Origin of the sequence: Phaeacidiphilus oryzae TH49, from assembly GCF_000744815.1 — a bacterium.
GTDB classification, from domain to species: Bacteria; Actinomycetota; Actinomycetes; order Streptomycetales; family Streptomycetaceae; genus Phaeacidiphilus; species Phaeacidiphilus oryzae.
The window spans coordinates 80,089-101,249 of record NZ_JQMQ01000005.1; the positions used below are offsets into that span (position 1 = coordinate 80,089).

21 protein-coding genes are annotated in these 21,161 nt (G+C 73.4%); 12 read left to right on the top strand and 9 right to left on the bottom strand.

Features of this window, described 5'->3' with window-relative positions; all coding sequences use genetic code 11:
* The first annotated feature begins 168 nt into the window (after window positions 1-168).
* Entirely contained in the window at window positions 169-684 is a 516-nt protein-coding gene (locus BS73_RS04645; RefSeq protein ID WP_084703795.1) for a DUF4234 domain-containing protein, read from the top strand.
* Between the two features lie 33 nt (window positions 685-717).
* Here the strand turns inward: BS73_RS04645 and BS73_RS35860 are convergent, their stop codons facing one another.
* From BS73_RS35860 to BS73_RS04655, 3 genes are read right to left on the bottom strand one after another with little or no spacing between them, the layout of a single operon-like run.
* Window positions 718-933: an STAS domain-containing protein gene (locus BS73_RS35860; RefSeq protein ID WP_084703796.1), complete on the bottom strand. Its 216-nt coding sequence runs from the start codon at window positions 931-933 to the stop codon at window positions 718-720.
* Complete coding sequence (locus tag BS73_RS04650) at window positions 876-1,091, bottom strand: hypothetical protein (protein ID WP_037569956.1); 216 nt, start codon at window positions 1,089-1,091, stop codon at window positions 876-878. Before BS73_RS04650 ends, BS73_RS35860 begins: the two co-directional genes overlap by 58 nt.
* On the bottom strand, window positions 1,084-1,941 hold the full coding sequence (locus BS73_RS04655) for a SigB/SigF/SigG family RNA polymerase sigma factor (protein ID WP_051939442.1): 858 nt from the start codon (window positions 1,939-1,941) through the stop codon (window positions 1,084-1,086). The genes BS73_RS04650 and BS73_RS04655 overlap by 8 nt, the downstream gene beginning before the upstream one ends.
* Window positions 1,942-2,090: 149 nt before the next feature.
* Here BS73_RS04655 and BS73_RS35865 point away from each other — a divergent pair, with 149 nt between their 5' ends.
* Window positions 2,091-2,474: a helix-turn-helix transcriptional regulator gene (locus BS73_RS35865; protein ID WP_235215307.1), complete on the top strand. Its 384-nt coding sequence runs from the start codon at window positions 2,091-2,093 to the stop codon at window positions 2,472-2,474.
* Between the two features lie 9 nt (window positions 2,475-2,483).
* Here the strand turns inward: BS73_RS35865 and BS73_RS04665 are convergent, their stop codons facing one another.
* Window positions 2,484-2,729: a hypothetical protein gene (locus tag BS73_RS04665; RefSeq protein WP_037569958.1), complete on the bottom strand. Its 246-nt coding sequence runs from the start codon at window positions 2,727-2,729 to the stop codon at window positions 2,484-2,486.
* A 322-nt stretch (window positions 2,730-3,051) separates the two neighbouring features.
* On the opposite strand from BS73_RS04665, the gene BS73_RS04675 reads away from it, so the two are divergent.
* Window positions 3,052-3,882, top strand: a complete 831-nt coding sequence (locus BS73_RS04675; protein ID WP_037569961.1) for an acyl-CoA thioesterase — start codon at window positions 3,052-3,054, stop codon at window positions 3,880-3,882.
* On the opposite strand, the gene BS73_RS04680 is transcribed toward BS73_RS04675, so the two are convergent.
* The 3 genes from BS73_RS04680 to BS73_RS04690 all read right to left on the bottom strand — a co-directional run bounded on the left by BS73_RS04680 (window position 3,869) and on the right by BS73_RS04690 (window position 7,403).
* Window positions 3,869-4,639 carry a copper homeostasis protein CutC gene (locus BS73_RS04680; RefSeq protein ID WP_037569963.1) on the bottom strand — a complete coding sequence of 257 codons (771 nt, stop codon included), beginning with the start codon at window positions 4,637-4,639 and terminating at the stop codon, window positions 3,869-3,871. The genes BS73_RS04675 and BS73_RS04680 overlap by 14 nt on opposite strands.
* Window positions 4,636-6,153, bottom strand: coding sequence for a M81 family metallopeptidase (locus BS73_RS04685; RefSeq protein WP_037569965.1), 1,518 nt, complete (start codon window positions 6,151-6,153; stop codon window positions 4,636-4,638). The genes BS73_RS04680 and BS73_RS04685 overlap by 4 nt, the downstream gene beginning before the upstream one ends.
* A gap of 68 nt (window positions 6,154-6,221) precedes the next feature.
* Window positions 6,222-7,403 carry an ROK family transcriptional regulator gene (locus tag BS73_RS04690; protein WP_037569968.1) on the bottom strand — a complete coding sequence of 394 codons (1,182 nt, stop codon included), beginning with the start codon at window positions 7,401-7,403 and terminating at the stop codon, window positions 6,222-6,224.
* Window positions 7,404-7,658: 255 nt separating this feature from the next.
* On the opposite strand from BS73_RS04690, the gene BS73_RS04695 reads away from it, so the two are divergent.
* The 6 genes from BS73_RS04695 (at window position 7,659) to BS73_RS04720 (ending at window position 15,806) form a co-directional block, all read left to right on the top strand.
* Window positions 7,659-9,479, top strand: a complete 1,821-nt coding sequence (locus BS73_RS04695; RefSeq protein ID WP_037569969.1) for a peptide ABC transporter substrate-binding protein — start codon at window positions 7,659-7,661, stop codon at window positions 9,477-9,479.
* A gap of 8 nt (window positions 9,480-9,487) precedes the next feature.
* The gene (locus BS73_RS04700) at window positions 9,488-10,447 is read left to right on the top strand and encodes an ABC transporter permease (protein WP_037569971.1); all 960 of its coding nucleotides are present in this window, start codon (window positions 9,488-9,490) and stop codon (window positions 10,445-10,447) included.
* A gap of 94 nt (window positions 10,448-10,541) precedes the next feature.
* Window positions 10,542-11,369, top strand: a complete 828-nt coding sequence (locus tag BS73_RS04705) for an ABC transporter permease (RefSeq protein WP_084703797.1) — start codon at window positions 10,542-10,544, stop codon at window positions 11,367-11,369.
* Window positions 11,366-13,162 carry an ABC transporter ATP-binding protein gene (locus BS73_RS04710; RefSeq protein WP_084703798.1) on the top strand — a complete coding sequence of 599 codons (1,797 nt, stop codon included), beginning with the start codon at window positions 11,366-11,368 and terminating at the stop codon, window positions 13,160-13,162. Before BS73_RS04705 ends, BS73_RS04710 begins: the two co-directional genes overlap by 4 nt.
* Before the next feature lie 41 nt (window positions 13,163-13,203).
* Window positions 13,204-14,172 (top strand): ROK family protein, encoded by a 969-nt coding sequence (locus BS73_RS04715; protein ID WP_037578217.1) that lies wholly within the window; start codon window positions 13,204-13,206, stop codon window positions 14,170-14,172.
* A 368-nt stretch (window positions 14,173-14,540) separates the two neighbouring features.
* The gene (locus BS73_RS04720; RefSeq protein WP_037569972.1) at window positions 14,541-15,806 is read left to right on the top strand and encodes a YeeE/YedE family protein; all 1,266 of its coding nucleotides are present in this window, start codon (window positions 14,541-14,543) and stop codon (window positions 15,804-15,806) included.
* A 1-nt stretch (window position 15,807) separates the two neighbouring features.
* Here BS73_RS04720 and BS73_RS04725 read toward each other — a convergent pair whose 3' ends face one another.
* Window positions 15,808-16,707 carry an IclR family transcriptional regulator gene (locus tag BS73_RS04725; RefSeq protein WP_084703799.1) on the bottom strand — a complete coding sequence of 300 codons (900 nt, stop codon included), beginning with the start codon at window positions 16,705-16,707 and terminating at the stop codon, window positions 15,808-15,810.
* A gap of 128 nt (window positions 16,708-16,835) precedes the next feature.
* Between BS73_RS04725 and BS73_RS04730 the strand changes: the two genes are divergently transcribed.
* Genes BS73_RS04730 through BS73_RS04740 form a run of 3 tightly spaced genes read left to right on the top strand, consistent with a single transcriptional unit; the run spans window position 16,836 to window position 20,175 of the window.
* Window positions 16,836-18,170, top strand: coding sequence for an MFS transporter (locus tag BS73_RS04730; RefSeq protein ID WP_051939444.1), 1,335 nt, complete (start codon window positions 16,836-16,838; stop codon window positions 18,168-18,170).
* A complete protein-coding gene (locus BS73_RS04735; RefSeq protein WP_084703801.1) occupies window positions 18,167-19,042 on the top strand; it encodes a creatininase family protein in 876 nt (291 codons plus the stop codon). The genes BS73_RS04730 and BS73_RS04735 overlap by 4 nt, the downstream gene beginning before the upstream one ends.
* Window positions 19,039-20,175, top strand: coding sequence for a mandelate racemase/muconate lactonizing enzyme family protein (locus BS73_RS04740; protein WP_037569974.1), 1,137 nt, complete (start codon window positions 19,039-19,041; stop codon window positions 20,173-20,175). Before BS73_RS04735 ends, BS73_RS04740 begins: the two co-directional genes overlap by 4 nt.
* A 17-nt stretch (window positions 20,176-20,192) precedes the next feature.
* Here the strand turns inward: BS73_RS04740 and BS73_RS04745 are convergent, their stop codons facing one another.
* Window positions 20,193-21,086: an amidohydrolase family protein gene (locus BS73_RS04745; RefSeq protein WP_037569976.1), complete on the bottom strand. Its 894-nt coding sequence runs from the start codon at window positions 21,084-21,086 to the stop codon at window positions 20,193-20,195.
* Window positions 21,087-21,161: the final 75 nt, after the last annotated feature.

The window sequence follows — 21,161 nt, forward strand, 5'->3', positions numbered from 1 at the left end:
ACCGCGTTCCCCGCCAAGCCTTCTGACGGGACGTCGGCCGAAGACGAATCTAGCCCGGAACCCCGCACTCCCGACTTCCCGCGAACCGAAATTACAGAATGATAAACAGACTCACCGAACTCTCACATAACTGCCACGCTCTGCCTGCAATCGACAAATCATCGACCCATGGAGCACCGCGTGGACGAGTTCCACCCCGTCTCGGCCCAGAGCCACCCCAACGTCGGCACGGCCTCCGGCGCCGTGGTCCCCAACGTGACCGTGACGGTGCCGGTCGGCCGGCTCACCGGCCTCGCCATGAAGCGCCGCGGCTCGGTGGCGGTCTGGCTCGGCCTGCCGCTCATCACCCTCGGGATCTACCACCTCGTCTGGTACTTCAAGATCCACAAGGAGCTGCAGGAGTACGACCGCCGCCGGGTGCTCAGCCCCGGCGGCAGCCTGGCCGTGATGATCTTCCTCGGCTGGACGGTGATCGCCCCGCTGGTCTCGTACCACAACACCGGCAAGGCGATCGCCGACGCCCAGCGCGCCGCCGGCCTGCCGGTCACCTGCAGCCCGGCCGTCTGCACCTGGCTGGCCCTCGTCTTCGGGCTGAACCTCTGGTACATCCAGCGGCAGCTCAACCTGGTGGTGGAGGCCTACCCGGGCGCCGCCCCCGGCACCGAGGTGCCGCTGGCCGCCTGAGTCCGGTCCGGTGTCCTCCGCCGCCTTCGATCGTCAGGCGGAGGACATCGGCGCCGCCGGCAGCGCCTCCTCCAGGGTGGCCACCGTCGTCAGCCCCCTGGTTATCCCGACCAGTTCGAGGAGCCCGCGGACGAAGCCGGGCGGGCAGACCAGGCGGACGGTGCCGTGCTGCCGGCGCACGTGCGCCTCGATCAGGTGCAGCAGCCGGATCCCGGAGGCGTCGAAGAAGGAGACGCCGCTGAGGTCGATGACGACCCAACGGGCGGGCCCCGGACGGCCCTCTCCATCTGCGGCAGCAGGGTGTCCAGCGCGGCCAGGTCGATCTCCCCGTGCAGTTCCAGCACGGTGAAGTCGTCACCGGTGCGCCGGCGGAGACGGCAGAGCGGGAGCGGATCGATCTCAGTCACGGCACATCACCACCGACTCGGCCAGCGCCCCGCGAAGCGCGTCGCAGGTGCGGGTCAGAATGCGGGACACCTGCATCTGCGACACTCCGATCCGGTCGGCGATCTCTGCCTGGGTCAACTCGGCGCCGAAGCGCAGGGCGAGCACCGTCCGCTCGCGCTCGGGGAGGCCGGCGAGGAGCGGCCGGAGCGACTCCACGGTCTCCACCCGCTCGATCCCGTCGTCCGGCGCGGCCAGCCGCTCGGAGAGCGCCGCCCCGGCGTCCGCCTCCCCGAAGACCGCGTCCAGGGACACGCCGTCATAGGCGTTGACGGCCTCAAGACCGAGCAGCGTCTCCCGCTCGTCCGCGCCCAGCGCCTCCGCCAGTTCGGCGACGGTGGGCTCGCGGCCCGTCCGCTGCTGGAGCTCGTCGGTGCACCGGGCGATCCGCAGCCGGAGCTCCTGCAGCCTCCGCGGCACCCGTACGCACCAACTCGCGTCCCGGAAGAAGCACTTGATCTCACCCTCGATGGTGGGCACGGCGAAGGTGGAGAACTCCACGCCCCGGTCGACCTGGAACCGGTCCACGGCGTGGATCAGGCCGATGCAGCCGACCTGGAGGAGCTCCTCGCTCGACTCGCTGCGCGCCCGGAACCTCCGGACCACGTGGCGGACCAGCGAGAGGTTCAACTCCACCAGCACACCCCGGAGATAGGCGTGCTCGGGGGTGCCGGAGGGCAGTCCGCGCAGCCTGTGCAGCAGGGGCCTGGTGACCGCTCGGGCCCGGGCCGGCGAGGCCGCGGAGGGGGGCGACGGGATCTCGGGGAGATCCCCGGTGGCAGCGGTGCCCTGGGCGAAGGACTCGGCGACCATGGTGTTCCTAGACGGGAGCGTACCGGGCACGGGCGGAAGGGGTCTTGCTGCCCTCCAGAGTGCTCGGGCGACTGATACCTGTCAACTGTTACACGAAAAGTGTGTCGCGTTTTTGTCCACGCGGAGTGATCCGCCCTACGATGACCAGCATGGATCAGAGGCCGGGAGGACGGGACAGCTGGACGTTCCTGACCAATCACGCACGGGTGCTGGCGGCGATCGCCCGGAACCCGGACAGCCGGGTCAGGGACATCGCACAGCACTGCCTGCTCACCGAACGGGCGGTGCAGCGCATCATCGTGGACCTCGAAGAGGGCGGGTACCTGGCCCACACCCGCTCCGGCCGCACCAACATCTACCGGCTCTCCGTCGATTCGGAGCTCCGCCACCCGGCGGACGCCGGCGCCAGGGTGGCCGACCTCCTCAACATCCTCAACACCCATGAGCAGGAGAGCACGCAGACGCTTGACCGCGTGGACGGCGGCGGCCCCGGGGGCGCTCGCGAGTCGCGGGCGCCCCAAGTGGAGCCCTAGCCGGGGCGGTCAGCGGCGCCGCTCCTCCTCACGCCGCTCGCGGCCCCGGGCAGCGCCGAAGTAGTGGCGCTCCTCGATGACGGAGCCGTTCTCCCCCGGCAGCCTGCGCGGTTTGAAGGGGTTGTCCAGGGCGCCGATGATGATCAGCAGCCCGAGGGGGACGGCGAGCCAGGGCAGGACGGCGTTGCCCGGTCCCAGGATCTTTATCGCCCCCCACACCACCAGTCCCGCTCCCACCAGCAGCCCGATCCACACAGCGGCCTCCCCCGGTCGGTTTCCTTCGGACAGTCCGTGCCGTCTTCAACGTCCCACCGCCACAAGGCCCCGACTGATGCCGAACGGCCCGCCATTGGGCCCCGGGGCCCCGCTCCTGGCCGCCCGGGCGAAGACCCCGGCTGAGCTGGGGCTCGGCAGCCCGCGGCGGAGGTGGCCCCATTGACAGGCGGTGCTCCCGACGGCGACTGTGGCCCCGTTCGAGGACTCCGCAGAGGAGTCCGTGGCGTACCACTGAGGGCGGGGGCGGGGCAGCGTGCCGCGGACGAACACGGGCAGGATCGCCGGGTCGGAGGCCGGGGCGATGGCGTCGGTCACCCCGATGCGTTCCGTGCCGGACCATCTGACGCTGCCTCGGCTGCTGGAACTGGAGCAGCTGGACCGCGACCTGTACCGGGGCGACACCGTCTTCGAGGAGCCGCACTCCCTCTACGGCGGGCAGGTCGCCGCGCAGGCGCTGATGGCCGCCGGCCGCACGGTCGCCCCGGACCGGCCGCCGCACTCGCTGCACGGCTACTTCCTGCGCGCCGGGGACGCCGGACGGCCGACCGTCTTCCGGGTCGACCGCGACCGGGACGGCCGGACCTTCTCCGCCCGCCGGGTGGCCGCCGTCCAGGACGGCGAGGTGATCTTCTCCCTCTCCGCCTCCTTCCAGGTCGAGGAGGAGGGCCGGGAACACGTCACCGAGGACCTGCCGGACGCCCCGGGACCCGAGGGGCTGCCGCCGACCCCCGTGCCCCGGCTGTTCTCCTTCGAGGCCCGGCTGCCGCCGCAGCCCTACCCGGACTCCAGGTGGCCGACCCGCTTCTGGGCCCGCTGCGACGCCGGACTCGGCGACGACCGGCTGCTCCACTCCGCGGTGCTGACCTATCTCTCGGACGTCTTCAGCGGGTTGTCGCCGCTGGCCGACCAGGAGTGGTCCTCGCAGTCCAGCCTCGACCACGCGCTGTGGTTCCACCGGCCGGCCCGGCTGGACGACTGGGTGCTGCTCGACATGGTGCCCCGCACCACCGGCGGCGGCCGGGGGTGGTACACCGGGACCATCACCTCGCCCGAGGGCGGACTGCTGGCCAGCCTCGCCCAGGAGACCCTCTTCCGCCGGCGCCGGAGCGCGCGGGGCGTCACCTCGACCTGAGGGCGTCCAATGCCGTGCGGGTCGCGCGGACCAGCGCCTGGTCGGTGACGAAGTGGGTGTCCTCCTCGGCCTCGGCGGTCCCCGCGCCCAGGGGCACCCAGCCACCCGTACGGCGTGCGGGGGCCCGGCGCTTGGCGGAGAGGTGGAGGGCGGCGACGCCGGTGGCCGCCAGCGCGGGCGCCTGCTCGGGAGCCACCCCCGCCCCCGCCATCACCTGGACTCCGGGGGCCGCCCGGACGATGCGGGCCAGTGTCCCGGCGCCCGCCAGCGCCGTCGGCGCGCCGCCGGAGGTGAGCACCCGGTCCACGCCGAGGGCGGGGAGCCGCCCGGCGGCGCGTACCGGGTCGGCGGACTGGTCGACGGCCCGGTGGAGAGTGAGTTCCACCGGACGGCCCGCCTCGGCCCCCGCTTCCCTCGCCGCCGCGGCGAACCGGCGCATCGCGTCGGCGTCCAACTCGCCCTCGGCGGTGAGGGCGCCGACGACCACGCCCGCCGCGCCGGCCGCGACCACCGCGCGGATCTCGGCGGTCATCAGTCCGATCTCCTCCTCGTCGTAGACGAAGTCGCCCGGGCGGCAGCGGATCAGGGCCTGGACGGGAAGGCCGGTGGCGGCCGTCGCCGCGACGGCCGGCCCGCTCGGGGTGAGACCGCCGAGTTCCAGGCCGGTGCAGAGCTCCACCCGGTCCGCTCCCCCGGCCCGCGCGGCCCGGGCGCCCGCCGGGCCGGTCACGGCGATCTCCAGGGCGAGGGACGTCACTCGTCCACCCCGTCCAGCGGCCGGTCGGAGGCGGGGATGAGGCGGGCGCGGAGGTCCGGCTCGGCCATGTCGGGGTCGAAGGGGAACATCGGGCGGCGGATCCGCTCGTGCCCCAGCCGGACCAGGTCCTGGTCGACGCCGCCGGGGCTGAGCGCCAGCTTCCAGTCGGCGGCCATGTCGAAGAGCTCCGGCTCCAGATACCCGATCTTGACCAGCACCAGGTCCGCCGAGCGCGGATCGAGGTCCAGATCGGTGAAGTCGTGCTCGTGGTGGTACGGCTTGCGCAGCCGGGTGATGATCACGCGGACGCTGCCGACCCGGAGCACCACCTCGGTCTCCGCGTCCCGGTCGCCGTGCCGGATCGCGTGGACGGTGCCGGTCATGGTGATCGGTCCGGCGTGCCGGTCGTCCACCTCGGCGCCGGCGGTGACCGTGACGGTCGCGCCGATCCCAGCCTTCTCCGCGGCCTCGACCGCTTCGGGGCCGGGGACGGAGGCGTAGATCACCGTCGGGCCCTCGGGATCGGCGAACTCCGGGCGGGCCAGCACCCGGTGGAGCCCCCAGGTGACGTCGCCGGCGCCGCCCGCGGTGGGGTTGTCCCCGCTGTCACTGATGAAGTACGGACGGGCGGCGCCCGGCGACAGCGCCGCGTCCAGGCAGGCGTCGAGGGTGCCGGTGGGGGCGACGAAGTCGAAGTCGCGGCGCGCCGCCCAGAAGCCGCGGGCCAGCCGCTCGGCACCGGCGGCGGCCGCCGCCTCGTCCGGTCCGGTCACCACCACGGCCGCCCGGTTGCGCGGCTCGTCGGCCCAGGCGTAGCCGACCCAGATGGCGGCGTCGGTGACCCCCGGCATCGCCTCGACCTCGTCCACGGCGGCGTAGACGCTGCGGGCGGGCTCGATCCGGGTGGAGGTCTGCTCGCCGGCCAGGAGCACCGGCACCGGGACCCAGGCCTTGGCCGGCCGGGGAGCGCCGGAGGCCAGCAGCTCGACCAGGTTGCGGGCGGCCCGCTCCTTGGTCTCCATGTGGTCCTCGTGCGGGGCCTTGCGGTAGCAGGTGATCAGATCGCTCTGGTGGACGAGCCCGCGGGAGACGTTGCCGTGGAGGTCCATCGAGGTGGAGACGAGCACGTCCGGGCCGACGACCTCGCGGATCCAGCCGAGGAGGACGGTCTCGGCGTCGTCCAGGCCCTCGACGGTCATCGCGCCGTGGATGTCGTACCAGAGGCCGTCCGGGCGCGGCAGCGCGCTCAGCCGCTCCAGCAGCTCCTCGGAGAGCGCGGCGAAGGCCTCGGCGGTGACGATCCCGCCGGGCAGGGACTTGCCGACCAGCGCGCCCCGCCAGTCGGCGGCCTCGCGCAGCGGCTGCCCGGGGGCGAGGAAGGGGTAGCGGGTCAGCACCTCCTCCCCGCGCTGCGGGTGGAAGGCGGCCGCGTGGGTGCGGGCCGGGGAGAAGGTGGAGGACTCGATGCCGAGTCCGGCGACGGCGATCACGGGGGATGCGGCGGGCGGGGTCAAGGCTGCTCCTGGTCGAGGGGCGGACGATGGGTCGGGTGGGGGCGCCGGTACGCGGCCGGGCGGTGGGTTCACATCCCCTGGGGCTCGGCCACCTCCCGCAGTGCCAGCTCCAGCGCCTGCTGGAGGGCGAACAGACCGGCCCCCACCAGGCCCGCGTCGGCGCCCAGTTGGGCCCGGTCGATCACCAGGTGCTTGGTGACCAGCGGATGGCAGCCCTCGTAGAGGCGGCTGCGGACCGCCGCGACGAAGGGCTCCAGGGTGGAGAGGATGCCGCCGAGGTAGACCGCGTCCGGGTTGAAGAAGTTGACGTTGGCCGCGAGCACCGTGCCGAGGTGGCCGCCGGCCTGCCGGACCGCCCGGGTGGCCGCCGGGTCGGCGTCCTCCACGAGCCGGACGATGTCCTCGGTGGTGTCCGCCTCGGCGCCGGTCTCGCGCAGGATCCGCACCAGCGCGGCGCCGGAGGCGACGGTCTCCAGGCATCCGGTGTTGCCGCAGGAGCAGGGGTGGTCGGCGGCGCCGTCGATGCGGACGTGGGTGATGTCCCCGGCCGCGCCGGTGGCGCCGCGGTAGAGCCGGCCGTCGGCGATGATGCCGGCGCCGATCGCCGAGCCGATCTTCACGGTGACGGACTGGCGGAGGCCGGCCGGCCGCACCGTGTGCTCGCCGAAGGCCATGCAGTTGGCGTCGTTCTCGACGGCTCCCGGCACTCCGAAGCGCTCCCGCAGCCAGTCCCTGACCGGGAACTCGTTCCAGCCGGGCATCCGGGAGGGCAGGGTGACCCGGCCGGCCGCGGTGTCCACCGGGCCGGGCAGCGAGAGGCCGACCCCGCGCAGCCTGCCGGTCTTCCGCTGCTCCGCCAACTGCTCCAGGGAACCGGCGAGTTGGGCGAGGGCGGCCTCCGGCCCCGCGGCGATGTCCAGGGGCAGGGTGGCGACGCCGTCGAGTCCGCCGCCGGGCAGCACCACCCCGATCCGGGCATGCCGGCCGCCGACGTCCGCGGCCACCGCGAAGTCCTCCGCGCCGCCGATCCGCAGCACCTTGCGCGGGCGGCCGCCGGTCGAGGAGGCCGTGCCGCCCTCGGCCACCAGCCCGCGGTCCACCAGCTGCGAGACGGTCAGCGAGATGGTGGAGGGCGCGGCGCCCAGCAGGGCGGAGAGCTCGGTGCGGGACGCCGCCTGTCCGGAGGCGATCAGGTCGAGCACCCGCGCGGCGAGCGGCGCGGATCGCGTCGCCGGACTTTTTTCGTGCATGGAGAAAGTGGCTCCCGGGGTGGCGGATGTGGCGCCGAGATTACGCCCGATCCCCGATTACGGGAAGGCTCGTCCACTCGGATCGGATACGGACCATCGTCTACGAAGCACATTGTTTCGGCAGGCCAGTGCCGCAGCGGCAAGGATTCGGGAGTTTTTTCAGATCGGCAGAAACCGACTTGTTACAGAAAGTTGGCTGTTTTTTCGGGCGATCAGGCCTTTGACTGTCACCGCCACGTCAGCCCGAGGAGAGCCATGCCCCCTGTCCGCACCGCGGCACCCCGCCGCCGATTGCTCGCCGCCGGCGCCGCCCTCGCCGCGGGCGCGCTGCTGGCCGGGTGCGCCAACGGATCGACGAGCTCGTCGTCCGCGGCCACCGACAGCATCGACTACGCCCTGCCGGCGAGCTTCACGCCGAACTGGATCCTCCCCATCGGCACCGCCTCGCACCTCAACACCAACAACGTCTCCATCGCCGAGACCATGTGGGAGCCGCTGGTCGCCTACGACGGCTCGACCGGCGCCGTCGCCTGGAACAAGAAGTCCTCGGTCGCCACCGCCGCCGACTTCGCCAAGGACGACCGGAGCGTCACCGTCACCCTCGGCGACCGGCACTGGAGCGACGGCAAGCCCGTCACCAGCCGGGACGTGGAGTTCTGGTACAACGTCATCAAGGCGAACAAGGCCCAGTGGGCGGGCTACAGCGAAGGCAAGGCCCCGGACGACTGGACCTCCTTCAAGACGATCGACGCCCACCACTTCACCCTCACCTTCGACAAGGCCTACAGCCCGCAGTGGATGCTGGCCAACCAGCTCTCGCTGATCCACCCGCTCCCCCAGCACGCCTGGGACCGGTCCGGAGCCTCCGCCCCGGTCGGCGACCTGGACCGCACGCCGGCCGGCGCCCAGAAGGTCTGGAACTTCCTCAACACCGCCGCGGGGAACATCTCCGGCTACGCCACCGACCCGCTCTGGAAGGTGGTGGACGGCCCCTACACCGTGAAGTCCTTCTCCACCTCGGGCCGGGTGACACTGACCGCCGACCCGCACTACGACGGCGGCGACAGGCCCGGCATCCGCACCGTGAACCTGCTGCCCTTCACCACCCCGGCCGCCGAGGAGAACGCGCTGCGCTCCGGGCAGGTGGACTACGGCTACCTGGACACCGGCGACCTCGGGCTGAAGAGCTACTTCACCGACCACGGCTTCGACGTCAAGCCGTGGACCGGCTGGGCCGTGACCTACATGCCGTACAACTTCCAGAACCCGGCCATGGGCCCGGTGTTCCGGCAGCTGTACGCCCGGCAGGCGATCCAGTACGCGATCGACCAGCCGACCCTCTCCAAGGTCATCTTCAACGGGACCGCGGTGCCGACCTACGGCCCCGTCCCGCAGGCCCAGGTCTCCCAGTTCGTCTCGCCGACGCAGCGCCGAAACCCGTACCCGTACTCGCCGGACAAGGCCAGGGCGCTGCTCGCCGAGCACGGCTGGACCGAGCGGGGCGGGGTGCTCCGCTGCACCGCCCCGGGCAGCGGGGCCCACCAGTGCGGCGCCGGAGTGGCCGCCGGCACCGAGTTCCGGATGCAGGTCCTCTCGCAGTCCGGGTCGACGGTGACGGACAACATGATGGCGGCCATCCAGTCCTCGCTGGACGAGGTCGGCATCAAGTTCGACATCAAGACCGCACCGGTCAACTCCGTTCTGGCGCAGACCCCGCAGTGCAAGCCGAGCGACGCCGTCTGCAAGTGGCAGCTCTCCTTCTTCGGCACCGCGGGCAGCTGGTACTTCCCGGCCTATGCCACCGGCGACGCCCTCTTCCAGAGCGGCGGCGGCTCCAACTTCGGCCAGTACGCCGACCCGGCCGTAGACAAGCTGATCAGCGCCACCACCACCTCCGACTCCACGCAGGCGATGCTCGACTACAGCGCCGCGCTGGCGAAGGAGCTGCCGGTGGTCTGGCTGCCCGAGCCCGACTACCAGATCTCCGTCATCCGCAAGGGCCTCGGCGGGTTCGCCCAGGACTCGCTGGCCAACTTCCACCCGGCGATGTGGAAGTGGACGGGGGCCGGAAAGTGACGACATCCATGAGCACCCTTCTCTACCTGGTGAGACGGATCCTCCAGGCCGCCGTGGTGATCCTGCTGGTGACGGTCGTGGTCTTCCTGCTGCTGCACGCGCTGCCCGGCGGCCCCGCGCGCGGCATCCTGGGGCCGGCCGCCACCCCGCAGCAGATCGCCGAGTTCAACCGCGCGCAGGGGCTGACCAAGCCGCTGCCGGTGCAGTACGTGATGTACCTGAAGCAGCTGCTGCACGGCGACCTCGGCACCTCCTACACCCTCAACGAGCCGGTGAGCGACCTGATCGTGCAGCGGCTGCCGAAGACGCTGGTGCTCACCGTGCTGTCGGCGGCGGTCGGCCTGCTGCTCGCGGTGCCGCTCGGGATGTGGCAGGCGCTGCGCCGCAACCGCCCGTTCGACTACGTGGTCACCACCCTCAGCTTCGTCGCCTACGCGACCCCGGTGTACTTCCTCGGGATCATGCTGATCCTGGTCTTCAGCCAGGTGCTGCCGTGGTTCCCGCCGCAGGCCCCGCAGGGCGACACCCTCGGGGCGGTCTTCTCCGACCCGGCCGGGATGGTGCTGCCGGTGGTCGCCGGGGCGGCCTCGATGGTGGCGGTCTTCAGCCGCTATATGCGCGCGGCCACCCTGGAGAACCTCGGCGAGGACTACGTCCGGACCGCCCGGGCCGGCGGTTCCCGCACCGGCGCCCTCCTGTGGCGGCACGTCTTCCGCAACTCGCTGACCCCGCTGGTGGCCATGCTCGGCTACTACGTGCCGGTCATCTTCGGCGGCGCCCTCGTCGTCGAGCAGCTCTTCAACTACCCCGGCATGGGGCTGCTGTTCTGGACCGCCGCCCAGTCCTCGGACTACCCGGTGCTGCTCGGCTGCGTGCTGGTGATCTCGATCGCCACGGTGATCGGCACCCTCCTCGCGGACATCGCGCAGCGGTTCATCGACCCTCGAGTGAAGGCAGGTCGCGCATGAGCGCCGTGCTGCAACCGGGCACCACGCCCGGCTACCCCGGGCGCCGGCCGGCCCCGCGGCCGGCCCCGGAGGCCGCCAGGCCACCGGCACCCGGCTGGCCCTGCGCCGGTTCGCGCGCAACCGGCTGGCCGTGGTCGGCCTCGCGGTGGTCGTCCTCTTCGTCCTGTTCTGCTTCGTCGGCCCGTTCCTCTACTCCACGGACCAGACCCATGTGGCCCTCCACCAGGTCAACCAGGGCCCCAGCGCCGGGCATTGGCTGGGCACGGACGCCCTCGGCCACGACGAGCTCGGCCGGCTGATGTTCGGCGGCAAGGTCTCGCTGCTGGTCGGCCTCGCCGCCGGGCTGCTGGCCACCGTCATCGGCACCCTGTGGGGGGCCGCCGCCGGGTACGCCGGCGGTTGGGTGGACGCGGTGATGATGCGGGTGGTGGACGCGGGGATCGCCATCCCGGCGCTCTTCATCCTGCTGGTGATCTCGGCGATCTGGACCCCCGGGGTGCCCGGGCTGATCCTGATCCTGGGGGTGGTCTCCTGGCTGGTGCCGTCCCGGCTGATCCGGGCCGAGACGCTGACCCTGAAGAACCGCGACTACGTGCTGACCCTGCGGGCCATCGGCGGCGGGCACGGCCGGGCGATCACCCGGCATGTGCTGCCCAACTCGGTGTCCACCATCGCCGTCGCCGCCACCTTCCAGGTGGCCGACGCGATCCTGCTGGTCGCCTATGTCTCCTACCTCGGCCTGGGCGTGCAGCCCCCGTCCACGGACTGGGGCGGGATGCTCTCGGCCGGGCTGAGCGCCGCGTACTCCGGCCGCTGGTGGCTGATCGTGCCGCCGGGCCTTGCCGTCATCCTGGTGGTCTGCGCCTTCAACGCGATCGGCGACGGGCTGCGGGACGCCTTCGACGTGAGGGGGCGCGGATGAGCGCCGAGCAGAACCCGAGCCGGCAGAAGCCGACCGGGCAGAAGCCGAGCCGGCAGACGCCGACCGATCCGATCCTGCGCCTGAGCGAGCTCGGCGTGGTCTTCCGCACCGAGACCGGCGAGGTGCCGGCCGTCCGCGGGGTCTCCCTGGAGGTCTGGCCCGGCGAGACGCTGGCGCTGGTGGGCGAGTCCGGTTCGGGCAAGTCCACGGTGGCGCTGGCCTCGATGGGACTGCTGTCCTCCAACGCGCGGACCACCGGCAGCGCGGAGGTGGCCGGCACCCAGGTGGTGGGCGCCTCGGAGGGCGAGCTCGCGCGGCTGCGCGGCTCGGCGGTCTCGATGGTCTTCCAGGAGCCGGCCACCGCGCTGGATCCGCTGAAGCGGGTCGGCGCCCAGATCGCGGAGGTGCTGCGGAACCACGGCGAGCTGTCCAGGGCGGAGGCCCGGGCCGAGGCGGTGGAGCTGCTCCGCAGGGTCGGCATCCCCGAGCCGGAGCGGCGGGTCTCGGCCTTCCCGTTCCAGCTGTCCGGCGGCCAGCGGCAGCGGGTGGTGATCGCGATGGCGATCGCCAACCGGCCCGGTCTGCTGATCGCCGACGAGCCCACCACCGCGCTGGACGTCACCGTCCAGGCCGAGATCCTGGACCTGCTGCGGCGCCTCGCCGTCGACTCGGGGACGGGCGTGCTGCTGGTCACCCACAACATGGGAGTGGTGGCCGACTTCGCCGACCGGGTCGCGGTGATGCTGAGCGGCGAGGTCGTCGAGACCGGACCGGTCGAGGAGGTGCTGCTGCGGCCCGTCCACGAGTACACCAAGCGGCTGCTGGCCGCGGTGCCGCGGCTGGCCGTCGCGGAGGCGGGCGCTGACGCCGGGTCCGCCGGGGAGGGAGACGCGTCGGCAACCCCGGCCTCGGCCCCGGCCCCGGCCTCGGAGCCCGTGGTCCGGCTCGAAGGCGTCAGCGTGGTCTTCGGCCGCGGGCCGCGAGCGGTCCGCGCGCTGGACGACGTGTCGCTGAGCGTGCGGCCGGGCGAGACGGTGGGCCTGGTCGGCGAGTCGGGCTCGGGCAAGTCCACCGCGGCCCGGGTCGGCCTCGGTCTGATCGCGCCGTCCTCCGGGCGGGTCACCCTCTTCGGCTCCGACCTGGCCCGGACGAGGGGCCGGCAGCGGCGGGCGCTGCGGGCCGGGATCGGCGTGGTCCTCCAGGACCCGGTGGCCTCGCTGGACGCCCGGATGAGCGTCGGCGAGTGCGTGGCCGAGCCGCTGCGGGTGCACCGGCGCGGGATGTCCGGGGCCGAGCGCCGGGAACGGGTCGCCGAGGTCCTCGAACAGGTGCGGCTGCCCGCCGAGTTGGCGGACCGGGCGCCCCGCGAGCTGTCCGGCGGGCAGCGCCAGCGGGTCAGCCTGGCCCGGGCGCTGGTGCTGGAGCCCCGGCTGCTGGTGGCCGACGAGCCGACCAGCGCGCTGGACGTCAGCGTGCAGCAGACGGTGCTCGAGGTGATCTCCGAGCTGCAGGACCGGCTCGGCTTCGCCTGCCTCTTCGTCTCCCACGACCTCGCGGTGGTGCAGCGCTTCGCCCAGCGGGTGGTCGTCATGCGCGCGGGACGGGTCGAGGAGCACGGGCCGACCGCGAGCGCGCTGCTGCATCCGCGCACCGACTACACCCGGCGGCTGCTGGCCGCCGTCCCGGTGCCGGACCCCGTGCTGCAGCGCCGCCGCCGGGAGAGCCGGCTCGCCGCGGTCGGCGGTACGGCCGGCGGTACGACCGGCGGAACACTCACGGAGGACAAGGCGTGATCTCAGCGGTACCCGGCCGGCGGCCCTCCTGGGCGGAGGGCCTGCTGGCCGGCGTGGACATCGGCGGCACCACCACCCAAGTGGTGCTCTGCGACCCGGAGTTGAACGTCCTCGAACGCATCGGGACGCCGACCCCGGCGGCCGCCGGAGGCCCGGCGATGCTCAGGGCCGTGCAGGACGCCCTCGGCGCCCTGCTGCACCGGCGCGCGCAGAGCCGCGCCCGGTCCGGCTCCCCCCGCCCCGAGCGGCTGCTCGCGGTCGGCGTCGGCGCGGCCGGGGTGGTGGATCCGGTCGCCGGGCGGGTACTGGTCGCGAGCGACTCCTTCGACTCCACCTGGTCCGGCTTCCCGGTGGCGGCTGAGCTCACCGCGGCGATGGGCGTCCCGGCCTTCCTGGACAACGACGTCAACGCCTTCCTCCGCGGCGAGGCCACCCGCGGGGCCGCGGCCGGCGAGCCTGACGTGCTGGGGATGACCCTGGGCACCGGCGTCGGCGGCGCGCTGTGGGTGGGCGGCGAGCTCTACGAGGGGCCGCACGCGGCCGCCGGCGAGATCGGCCACCTCCCGGGCTTCGGCGAACTCCCCTGCACCTGCGGGGGCCGCGGCCATCTGGAGACCCTGGCCTCAGGCCGCTCGCTCGCCGCCCGCTACGCCGAGCGCACCGGGCGGCGGGTCGGCGCCGAGGAGGTCGCGACGGCGGCCGAGGGAGGCGACCGGGAGGCCCGCGCGGTCCTCGCCGCCGCCGGCCGCGGCATCGCCCGGGCGGTGCTCATCACGGCGGGACTGCTGGACATCACCACGGTGGTGATCGGCGGCGGGGTCGCCCGCGCCTGGCACCTCCTCCATCCGGAGATCGCCGCGGCCCTGGCCGACGAGCCCCCGGTCAGCGGCCACCCGGTACGCCTGCTGCGGAGCTCCCTCGGCGAGGACGCGGTCGCGGTCGGCGCGGCGGCCCGCGCCCGCGCGGAACTCGCCGCCGCCCGGCGGCTGCCGGACTCCGGCACGGGGTGAGCCGGGCTTCAGGCGGCGGTGCCCCGTCCCGGGAAACACCGGTGCCCCCGTCCCACTCCCTGGGACGGGGCACCGGCGTCGCTTGACGCTCGGGTAAGGAGCGGGTTTCAATGCGGACGAGTCAATCGTTCGACTCCGGACGAACGGCAGGAGAGGAGGAACGACCCGTGCGCATCACCGCTTTCCGCACCGTCTTCCTCGTCAGCCGCCGTGTCGTGGACTACCGGCGGATCACCGCCAGCAGCTGTCGAACCCGCTGATCCCGCCTGGTCGCCGCCCCCAGGTCACTGATCCCCCAGGTCACTGATCCCACCAGGCCGACCACCCGTCAGCCCAGCTGTTCCCGTCCACACCCGGAAAGCACCTCCATGGCCCTCTCCACCCTGCCGGAGCGCCTCACCCGCACGGCCGGCCGTACCGCCGCGCCCGCTCCGGAGTCGCCGGCCGCGCCCTCGCCCAAGCCCTGGGTCCTCACCGCGGCGCTGCTCCTCTTCGCCGCCCTGGCGGTCTGGACCTTCGCCGCGCACGGCGCCAAGCCGGGCGTCCTGCTGCTGCTCGGCGGCGGACTCGGCTTCACCCTCTTCCACTCCCGATTCGGATTCACCGGCGCCTGGCGGCAGTTGGTGGGCGTCGGCAACGGCGCCGGGCTGCGCGCCCACGCGCTGCTCCTCGGCACCACCGCCACCCTCTTCGCCCTGATCATCGGCACCGGCACCGGCCTCTTCGGCAGCAAGCCGGCGCCCACCGCCGGGCCGCTCGGGGTCGCGCTGGTCCTCGGCGCCTTCCTCTTCGGCGTCGGCATGCAGCTCGGCGGCGCCTGCGCCTCGGGCACCCTCTTCGCGGTCGGCTCCGGCCAGGTCCCGGTGCTGCTCACCCTCGTCGGCTTCGTCGTCGGCGGCACCCTCTACACCTGGCAGTACCCGCTCGTGGAGCACCTCCCCTCGTTCGCGCCCGTGCTCCTCTCCGACCATGTGGGCTGGTGGGGCTCCTGGGCGATCACCATCGCGGCGCTGGGTGCGGTGGTGTGGATCTCCCTGGCCGTGCAGAAGCGCCGCAACCCGCCGCCGGTCGGCGCGGTCCCGACCAGCCGCGGGCTGCTGCGCGCGGTACGCGGCTCCTGGCCGCTGTGGGTCGGCGCGCTCCTCCTCTCCGCGCTGGGCGCCGGCGTCCTGCTGGTCTCCGGCGGGGCCTGGGGGGTGACCAGCGCGTTCAGCCTCTGGGGAGCCAAGCTGCTGCAGGCGCTCGGCGCCCACCCGGAGCACTGGGCGTACTGGCGGGACCCCAAGCAGGCGGCCGCCCTGGCCGGCCCCGTGCTGACCGACAAGACCAGCCTCACCGACATCGGGATCATGGTGGGCGCGGCGGCGGCCGCGGCCGCGGGCGGGGTGTGGACCCTCCACCGCCGGCTGCCCTGGCGCACGGTGGCCGCCTCGCTGCTGGGCGGCATCCTGCTGGGCATCGGCTCCCGGCTGGCGGCCGGCTGCAACATCGGCGCCTACCTGGCCGGCGTCGCCTCCGGCAGTCTCTCCGGCTGGGTCTGGGGCGCCGCCGCACTCCTCGGCACCTGGGTCGGCCTCCGCCTCCGGCCGCTCTTCGGGCTGCCCAACCCCCGCCCGACGGACAGCATCTGCTGACCTAACGCGGGTCCCCCGGCCGTTCCGCCGGCGCGGCCGCGCCCAGCCGCTCGGAGACCGCCCGCGCCGTCTCCCGGACCAGGGCGCCCAGTTCGGCGAGGCGCTCGCGCGGCACCCGCATCGTCGGCCCCGAGACGCTGACCGCGGCCCGGACCGCGCCGGTGTGGTCGAAGACCGGCGCGGCGGCGCAGCGGACCCCCTCCTCGTTCTCGACGTCGTCGGCGGCCCAGCCGCGCTCGCGCACCCGCTGGAGCTCGGCACGGAGGGCGGCCCCGTCGGCGAGGGTGTGCTCGGTACGCCGCTCCAGGCCCGCCCCGATGACCTCGGCGACCACCTCCTCGCCCAGGTGCGCCAGGAAGACCTTGCCGGTGGCGGTGGAGTGGGCCGGCATCCGCTTGCCGATCTCGGAGTGCATCCGCACCGGGCTCGGGCTCTCCAGCTTGTCCACGTAGACCACCTCGGGGTGGTCGTAGATCACCAGGTGGGCGGTCTCCTGGGAGGCGTCCACCAGCCGCCGCAGCTCCGGCCGGGCGGCGCCGCGCAGGTCGAGCCGGGAGAGGAAGGCCTGGCCCAGGGTGGCCGCCCGGGGGCCCAGGTCGAACCGGCCGGACACCGGCTCCTGGACCACCAGGCCGAACTCCCGGAGAGGCTCGAGGAGGCGGAGCGCGGTGCTCTTGTTCAGGCCGAGCCCGGCGGAGATCTCGGCCAGGGTCACGCCGCCGCCGTCCGGCCCGCCGGCCTCGACGTATCCGAGGAGGGCGAGCGCGCGGCGGACGGACTGCGAGCGGTTGCGGCCGGCGGGTCCTGGCGCGGCGGACTCGTCGGCGGCGGCCTCGGTCGCTGCGGCGGCCTCGGTCGCTGCGGCGGTGGCGGCGTTGGCGGCGGCGTCGGTGGGGGTCATCCGGTCTTCTCTTCTCCAGCGGCTCTTGACGGGTGATCACGGTATCCCTAGGTTGACGCACACCAAGATGCAAATCAACGTTTTGCAATGCAAAACTTGGACGGTGGGCGATGGCGGAAGGCTCGACGGTGAGCCCGGCACAGAGCGGCTCCAGCACTGCGGTCGGCGGCAGAGCCGGCGGCAATCTCAGATGGGGCATCGCGGGGCTGCTGGGCACCGGGATTCTGATCAACTACTTCGACCGCGTGAACCTCTCAGTGGCCGGCACGGACCTGCAGCACACACTGCACCTCAGCTCCGGTGAACTGGGCATCCTGTTCTCGGCGTTCACCTGGTCCTACGGCCTGGCCCAGATACCGGTGGGCCTGCTGCTCGACCGGATCGGCGTGACCTGGGTGGTGCGGATCGCCACCCTGCTGTGGTCGGCCGCCACCTTCCTCACCGCCGCGGTCAGCGGGCTCGGACTGATCCTGGTGACCCGGCTGCTGCTCGGCATCGCCGAGGCCCCCGGCATCGTCTCCTCGCAGAAGACCACCAGCTACTGGTTTCCCCGGCACGAGCGCGGGCTGTGCACCTCGGCCTTCGACGGGGCCGCGAAGTTCTCCAACGTGGTCGGCGTCCCACTGATGTCGCTGATCGTCGCCTCCCTCGGCTGGCGGGCCGCGTTCTGGTTCAGCGGCTCGCTCAGCCTGGCCTTCGCCATCGCCTACTGGCTGCTCTACCGCAACCCGCGCCGGCTGCGGGAGACGGGGCGGCTGAGCGAGAGCGAGTACCGGTACATCACCGAGGGCGGGGCGCAGGACGAACGGTCCGTTCCCGAGCGGCAGTTCGCCCACTTCGGGCGGCTGCTGAGGAACCGCAAGGTGTGGGGCCTCTCGCTCGGCTTCGCCTGCTACAACTACGCCTTCTTCATGCTGCTGACCTGGCTTCCCGGCTACCTGGAGGACCAGCTCCACATGTCCGTCCTCACCGGCGGGCTGTACGCGGCGGTGCCGTGGATCGTGGCCACCCTCTCCGATCTGCTGATCGGCGGGCTGCTGGTGGACCGGCTGATCGCGGCCGGGCGGAACCCGGACCGGGTCCGCCGATCGGTGCTGATCGGCGGGATGGTGGTGGGGCTCTTCGTCCTCGGCGGGGCGACCACCCACAGCCCCGTGCTTGCGGTGACCTTCCTCTCGCTGGGCCTCGGCGGACTCTCCGCCTCCGCGCCGGTCGGCTCCAGCTGCGTCGCGCTGATCGCCCCCGAGGGCGCCGTCGGCGCCGTGGGCGGGATCCTCAACTTCCTCAGCCAGCTGTTCGTGGCGGCGGCGCCGATCGTCACCGGCTTCCTGGTCGACAGCACCGGCAGCTTCGCCTGGGGCTTCGTCATCGCCGCCGTGATGGTCGCCCTCGGAGTCGCCTGCTACCTCCTCGTCCTCGGCCGCATCGAGCAAGTTCCGGACTCGGAGGTGGCCGTCGCATGACCGGGCAGACACCGCTCACCCCCCTCGCCCCGCCCACCACGCCCACCACGCCCACCCCGCTCCACCGGCTCGACGAGATGACCCGCGAGGAGCTCGCCGCCGAGGCGCCGGGCAGCGTACTGGTGCTGCCGATCGGCGCCGTCGAGCAGCACGGGCCGCATCTCGCGCTCGGCACCGACACCCTGCTGGCGCGGACCGTCGCCGAACGCGCGGCCGAGCGCGCGGGGGCCGACGGGGTGCCGGTGGTACTCGCCCCGGCACTGCCGTACGGGCACTCCGAGCACCATGTCTTCCCCGGTGCGGGCGCCGCCTCGCTCAGCGCCGACACCCTGGCCGCGGTGCTCCGCGACCTCCTCTCCGCCCTCCACCGCTCCGGCTTCCGCCGCTTTCTTCTCGTCAACGGCCACGGCGGCAACGACGAGACGGCCCGGATGGTGAGCAAGACCGCGGTGCTGGGACTGCCGGTCGCGGTGGGGACGGTGAACTACTGGCAGGCCGGACCGGCCACCGAGCCGGCGCCGGAGGGCGCCGACGTCCCCGGGCACGCGGGCTGGTGGGAGACCAGCCTGGTGCTGGCGGTCCGCCCGGAGCTGGTCCGGCCGGACCGGGCGGCGACCGAACTCCCGGGCCCGCGCGGGCTGTTCTCCTACGAGGCGGTCCCCGGGCTGAACCTCCAGCGGCACGGCGAGTGGCAGCGCTCGGGCGGCACCACCGACCCGGCGGCGGGCGCGGACGCCGCGGCCGGCGCCCGCATCCTCGGCGAGCGGGTCGCCGGCGTCGCCGACGCCCTCCGCCGCTTCCACGAACTGACGGCGGAACCGACCACAGAACCGACGGCAGCACCGACCGAAGAAGGCACCCCCGCGCGATGAGACTCGACGACCTGACGGTCTGGACCGTCAACGTCCCCTACGCCCGCCCCTTCACCAGCTCCTTCGAGACCCGCACCGGCACCACCCGGACGATCCTCCGGCTGCGCACCGACGACGGCCTGGAGGGCTGGGGCGAGACCATGCACGGCAGCCCCACCGCCGCCATCATCGAGAAGATCTACCCGCAGATCCGCGGCACCGACCCGCACCGGCTCCAGCAGGCCGCCGAAACCTTCCACATGGTCCCGTACTTCTACGGCTACCTGGGCGCGGCGGCTCTCGCTGGGATCGAGATGGCCTGCTGGGACCTGATCGGCAAGGCCGCCGGGCGCCCACTCGCCGACCTCCTCGGCGGCCCGGTCCGGGACCGGGTGCCGGTCACCGCGGTGCTCACCCCGGGCCTGGTCGGCGAGCCCACCGGGGCGGTGGCCCTGGCCGACGCCCTCTCCGAGGAGATCCTCCGCGTCCAGGCGAACGAGGGCGCCGGAGCCTTCAAGATCAAGGGCTCCACCGACCCCCTCCACGACGTGGTCCTCCTCGAACGCATCCGGGAGCGCCTCGGCCGCGAGCTGCCCCTGCGGGTCGACCCCAACGCCCACTGGACGGTCCCGCGCACCCTCGAACTCGCCCGGCGGATCGAGGATCTGGGCCTGGAGTACCTGGAGGACCCCGTCCCTGGGATCGCCGGCATGGCCGCCGTCCGCCGGGACCTCCGCGTCCCCCTCTGCACCAACATGTGCGTCACCGAGTTCGACCACGTCGCCCCGGCGATCCGGCTCGGCGCGGTGGACGTGGTGCACGGCGACGTCCACCGCTGGGCCGGCATCTCCCCCACCCGCCGCCTGGCCGGCGTCCTGGAGACCCACGGCCTCGGCATGAACCTCCACAGCGGCGGCGAGATCGGCCTCTCCACCGCGGCCCACCTCCACCTCACCAGCGCCACCCCGCAGATCGGGTACGCCATCGACACCGTGTACCAGTACCTGGAACACGACGTCGTCACCCGCCCCTTCGAGATCCGCGACGGCGCCATGACCCCGCCGGCCGGCCCCGGCCTCGGCGTGGAGGTGGACCCGGAGGCCCTGGCCTCGGCGGCCCGGGCCCACGAGCGGGACGGCGACCTGCTGCTCTGATCCGGGCTCGGCCGCGCTCAGTCCAGCTCGAACAGGCGGGCCGCGTTGTCGTGGCAGACCGCGCGGAGCCAGGCCTCGCCGAGGTCCAGGCGTTCCAGAGCGCGCAGCTGATGGACGTAGGGGTAGGGGATGTTGGGGAAGTCGGAGCCGAGGAGGACGCGGTCGGCGAGGGCCGCCAGCCGGGGCAGGGCGCGGCCGGGGAAGGGCATCAGGTTCTCGGTGAAGTCGGTGAAGACCATCGTGGTGTCCAGCCGGACCTCGGGGTGGCGCTCGGCGAGGGCGAGGAAGTCCTCGTACTCCGGCATCCCCAGGTGGGCGATGACCAGGCGGAGGCGGGGGTGGCGGGCCAGCACCCGGGCGATCGGCTCGGGGCCGGTGTGCTTGCCCGGGGCGGGCCCCGAGCCACAGTGGATCACCACCGGGATCCCGGCCTCGGCCAGCAGGCCCCAGGCCGGGTCGAGCAGCGGGTCGGCCGGGTCGTAACCGCCCACCTGGACATGGGCCTTGAAGACGCGGGCACCGGACTCCACGGCCTCCCGGACGTAGGAACCGACGCCGGGCTCGGGGAAGAGGGTGGCGGTGTGGAGGCAGTCCGGGGTGGCGCGGGCGAAGCCGACCGCCCAGCCGTTCAGCCAGCGGGCCATCCCGGGCTTGTGCGGGTAGAGCATCGCGGTGAAGGCGCGCAGGCCGAACTCCCTGAGCAGGGCGGTGCGTTCGGCCTCCTCCGCACGGTAGGAGATCGGCCACTCCAGACCGCCGGTGAGCGGCCCGAGGGCGTCGAAGTAGCCCCACACCTTGTGCAGCACCCGTTCGGGCATGAAGTGGGTGTGGACGTCGACGAGCCCGGGCAGGCCGAGCCGGCCCCAGAACTCCCGGACCTCGGCGGCCTCCCGCAGTCGATCACCGTTCATGGGCCTACCATCCGCCCTCGGCGGCCGCCTCCGCCATGCCCGCGCGCGAAGCCGCGCTGAGAGATCCGTCACCGG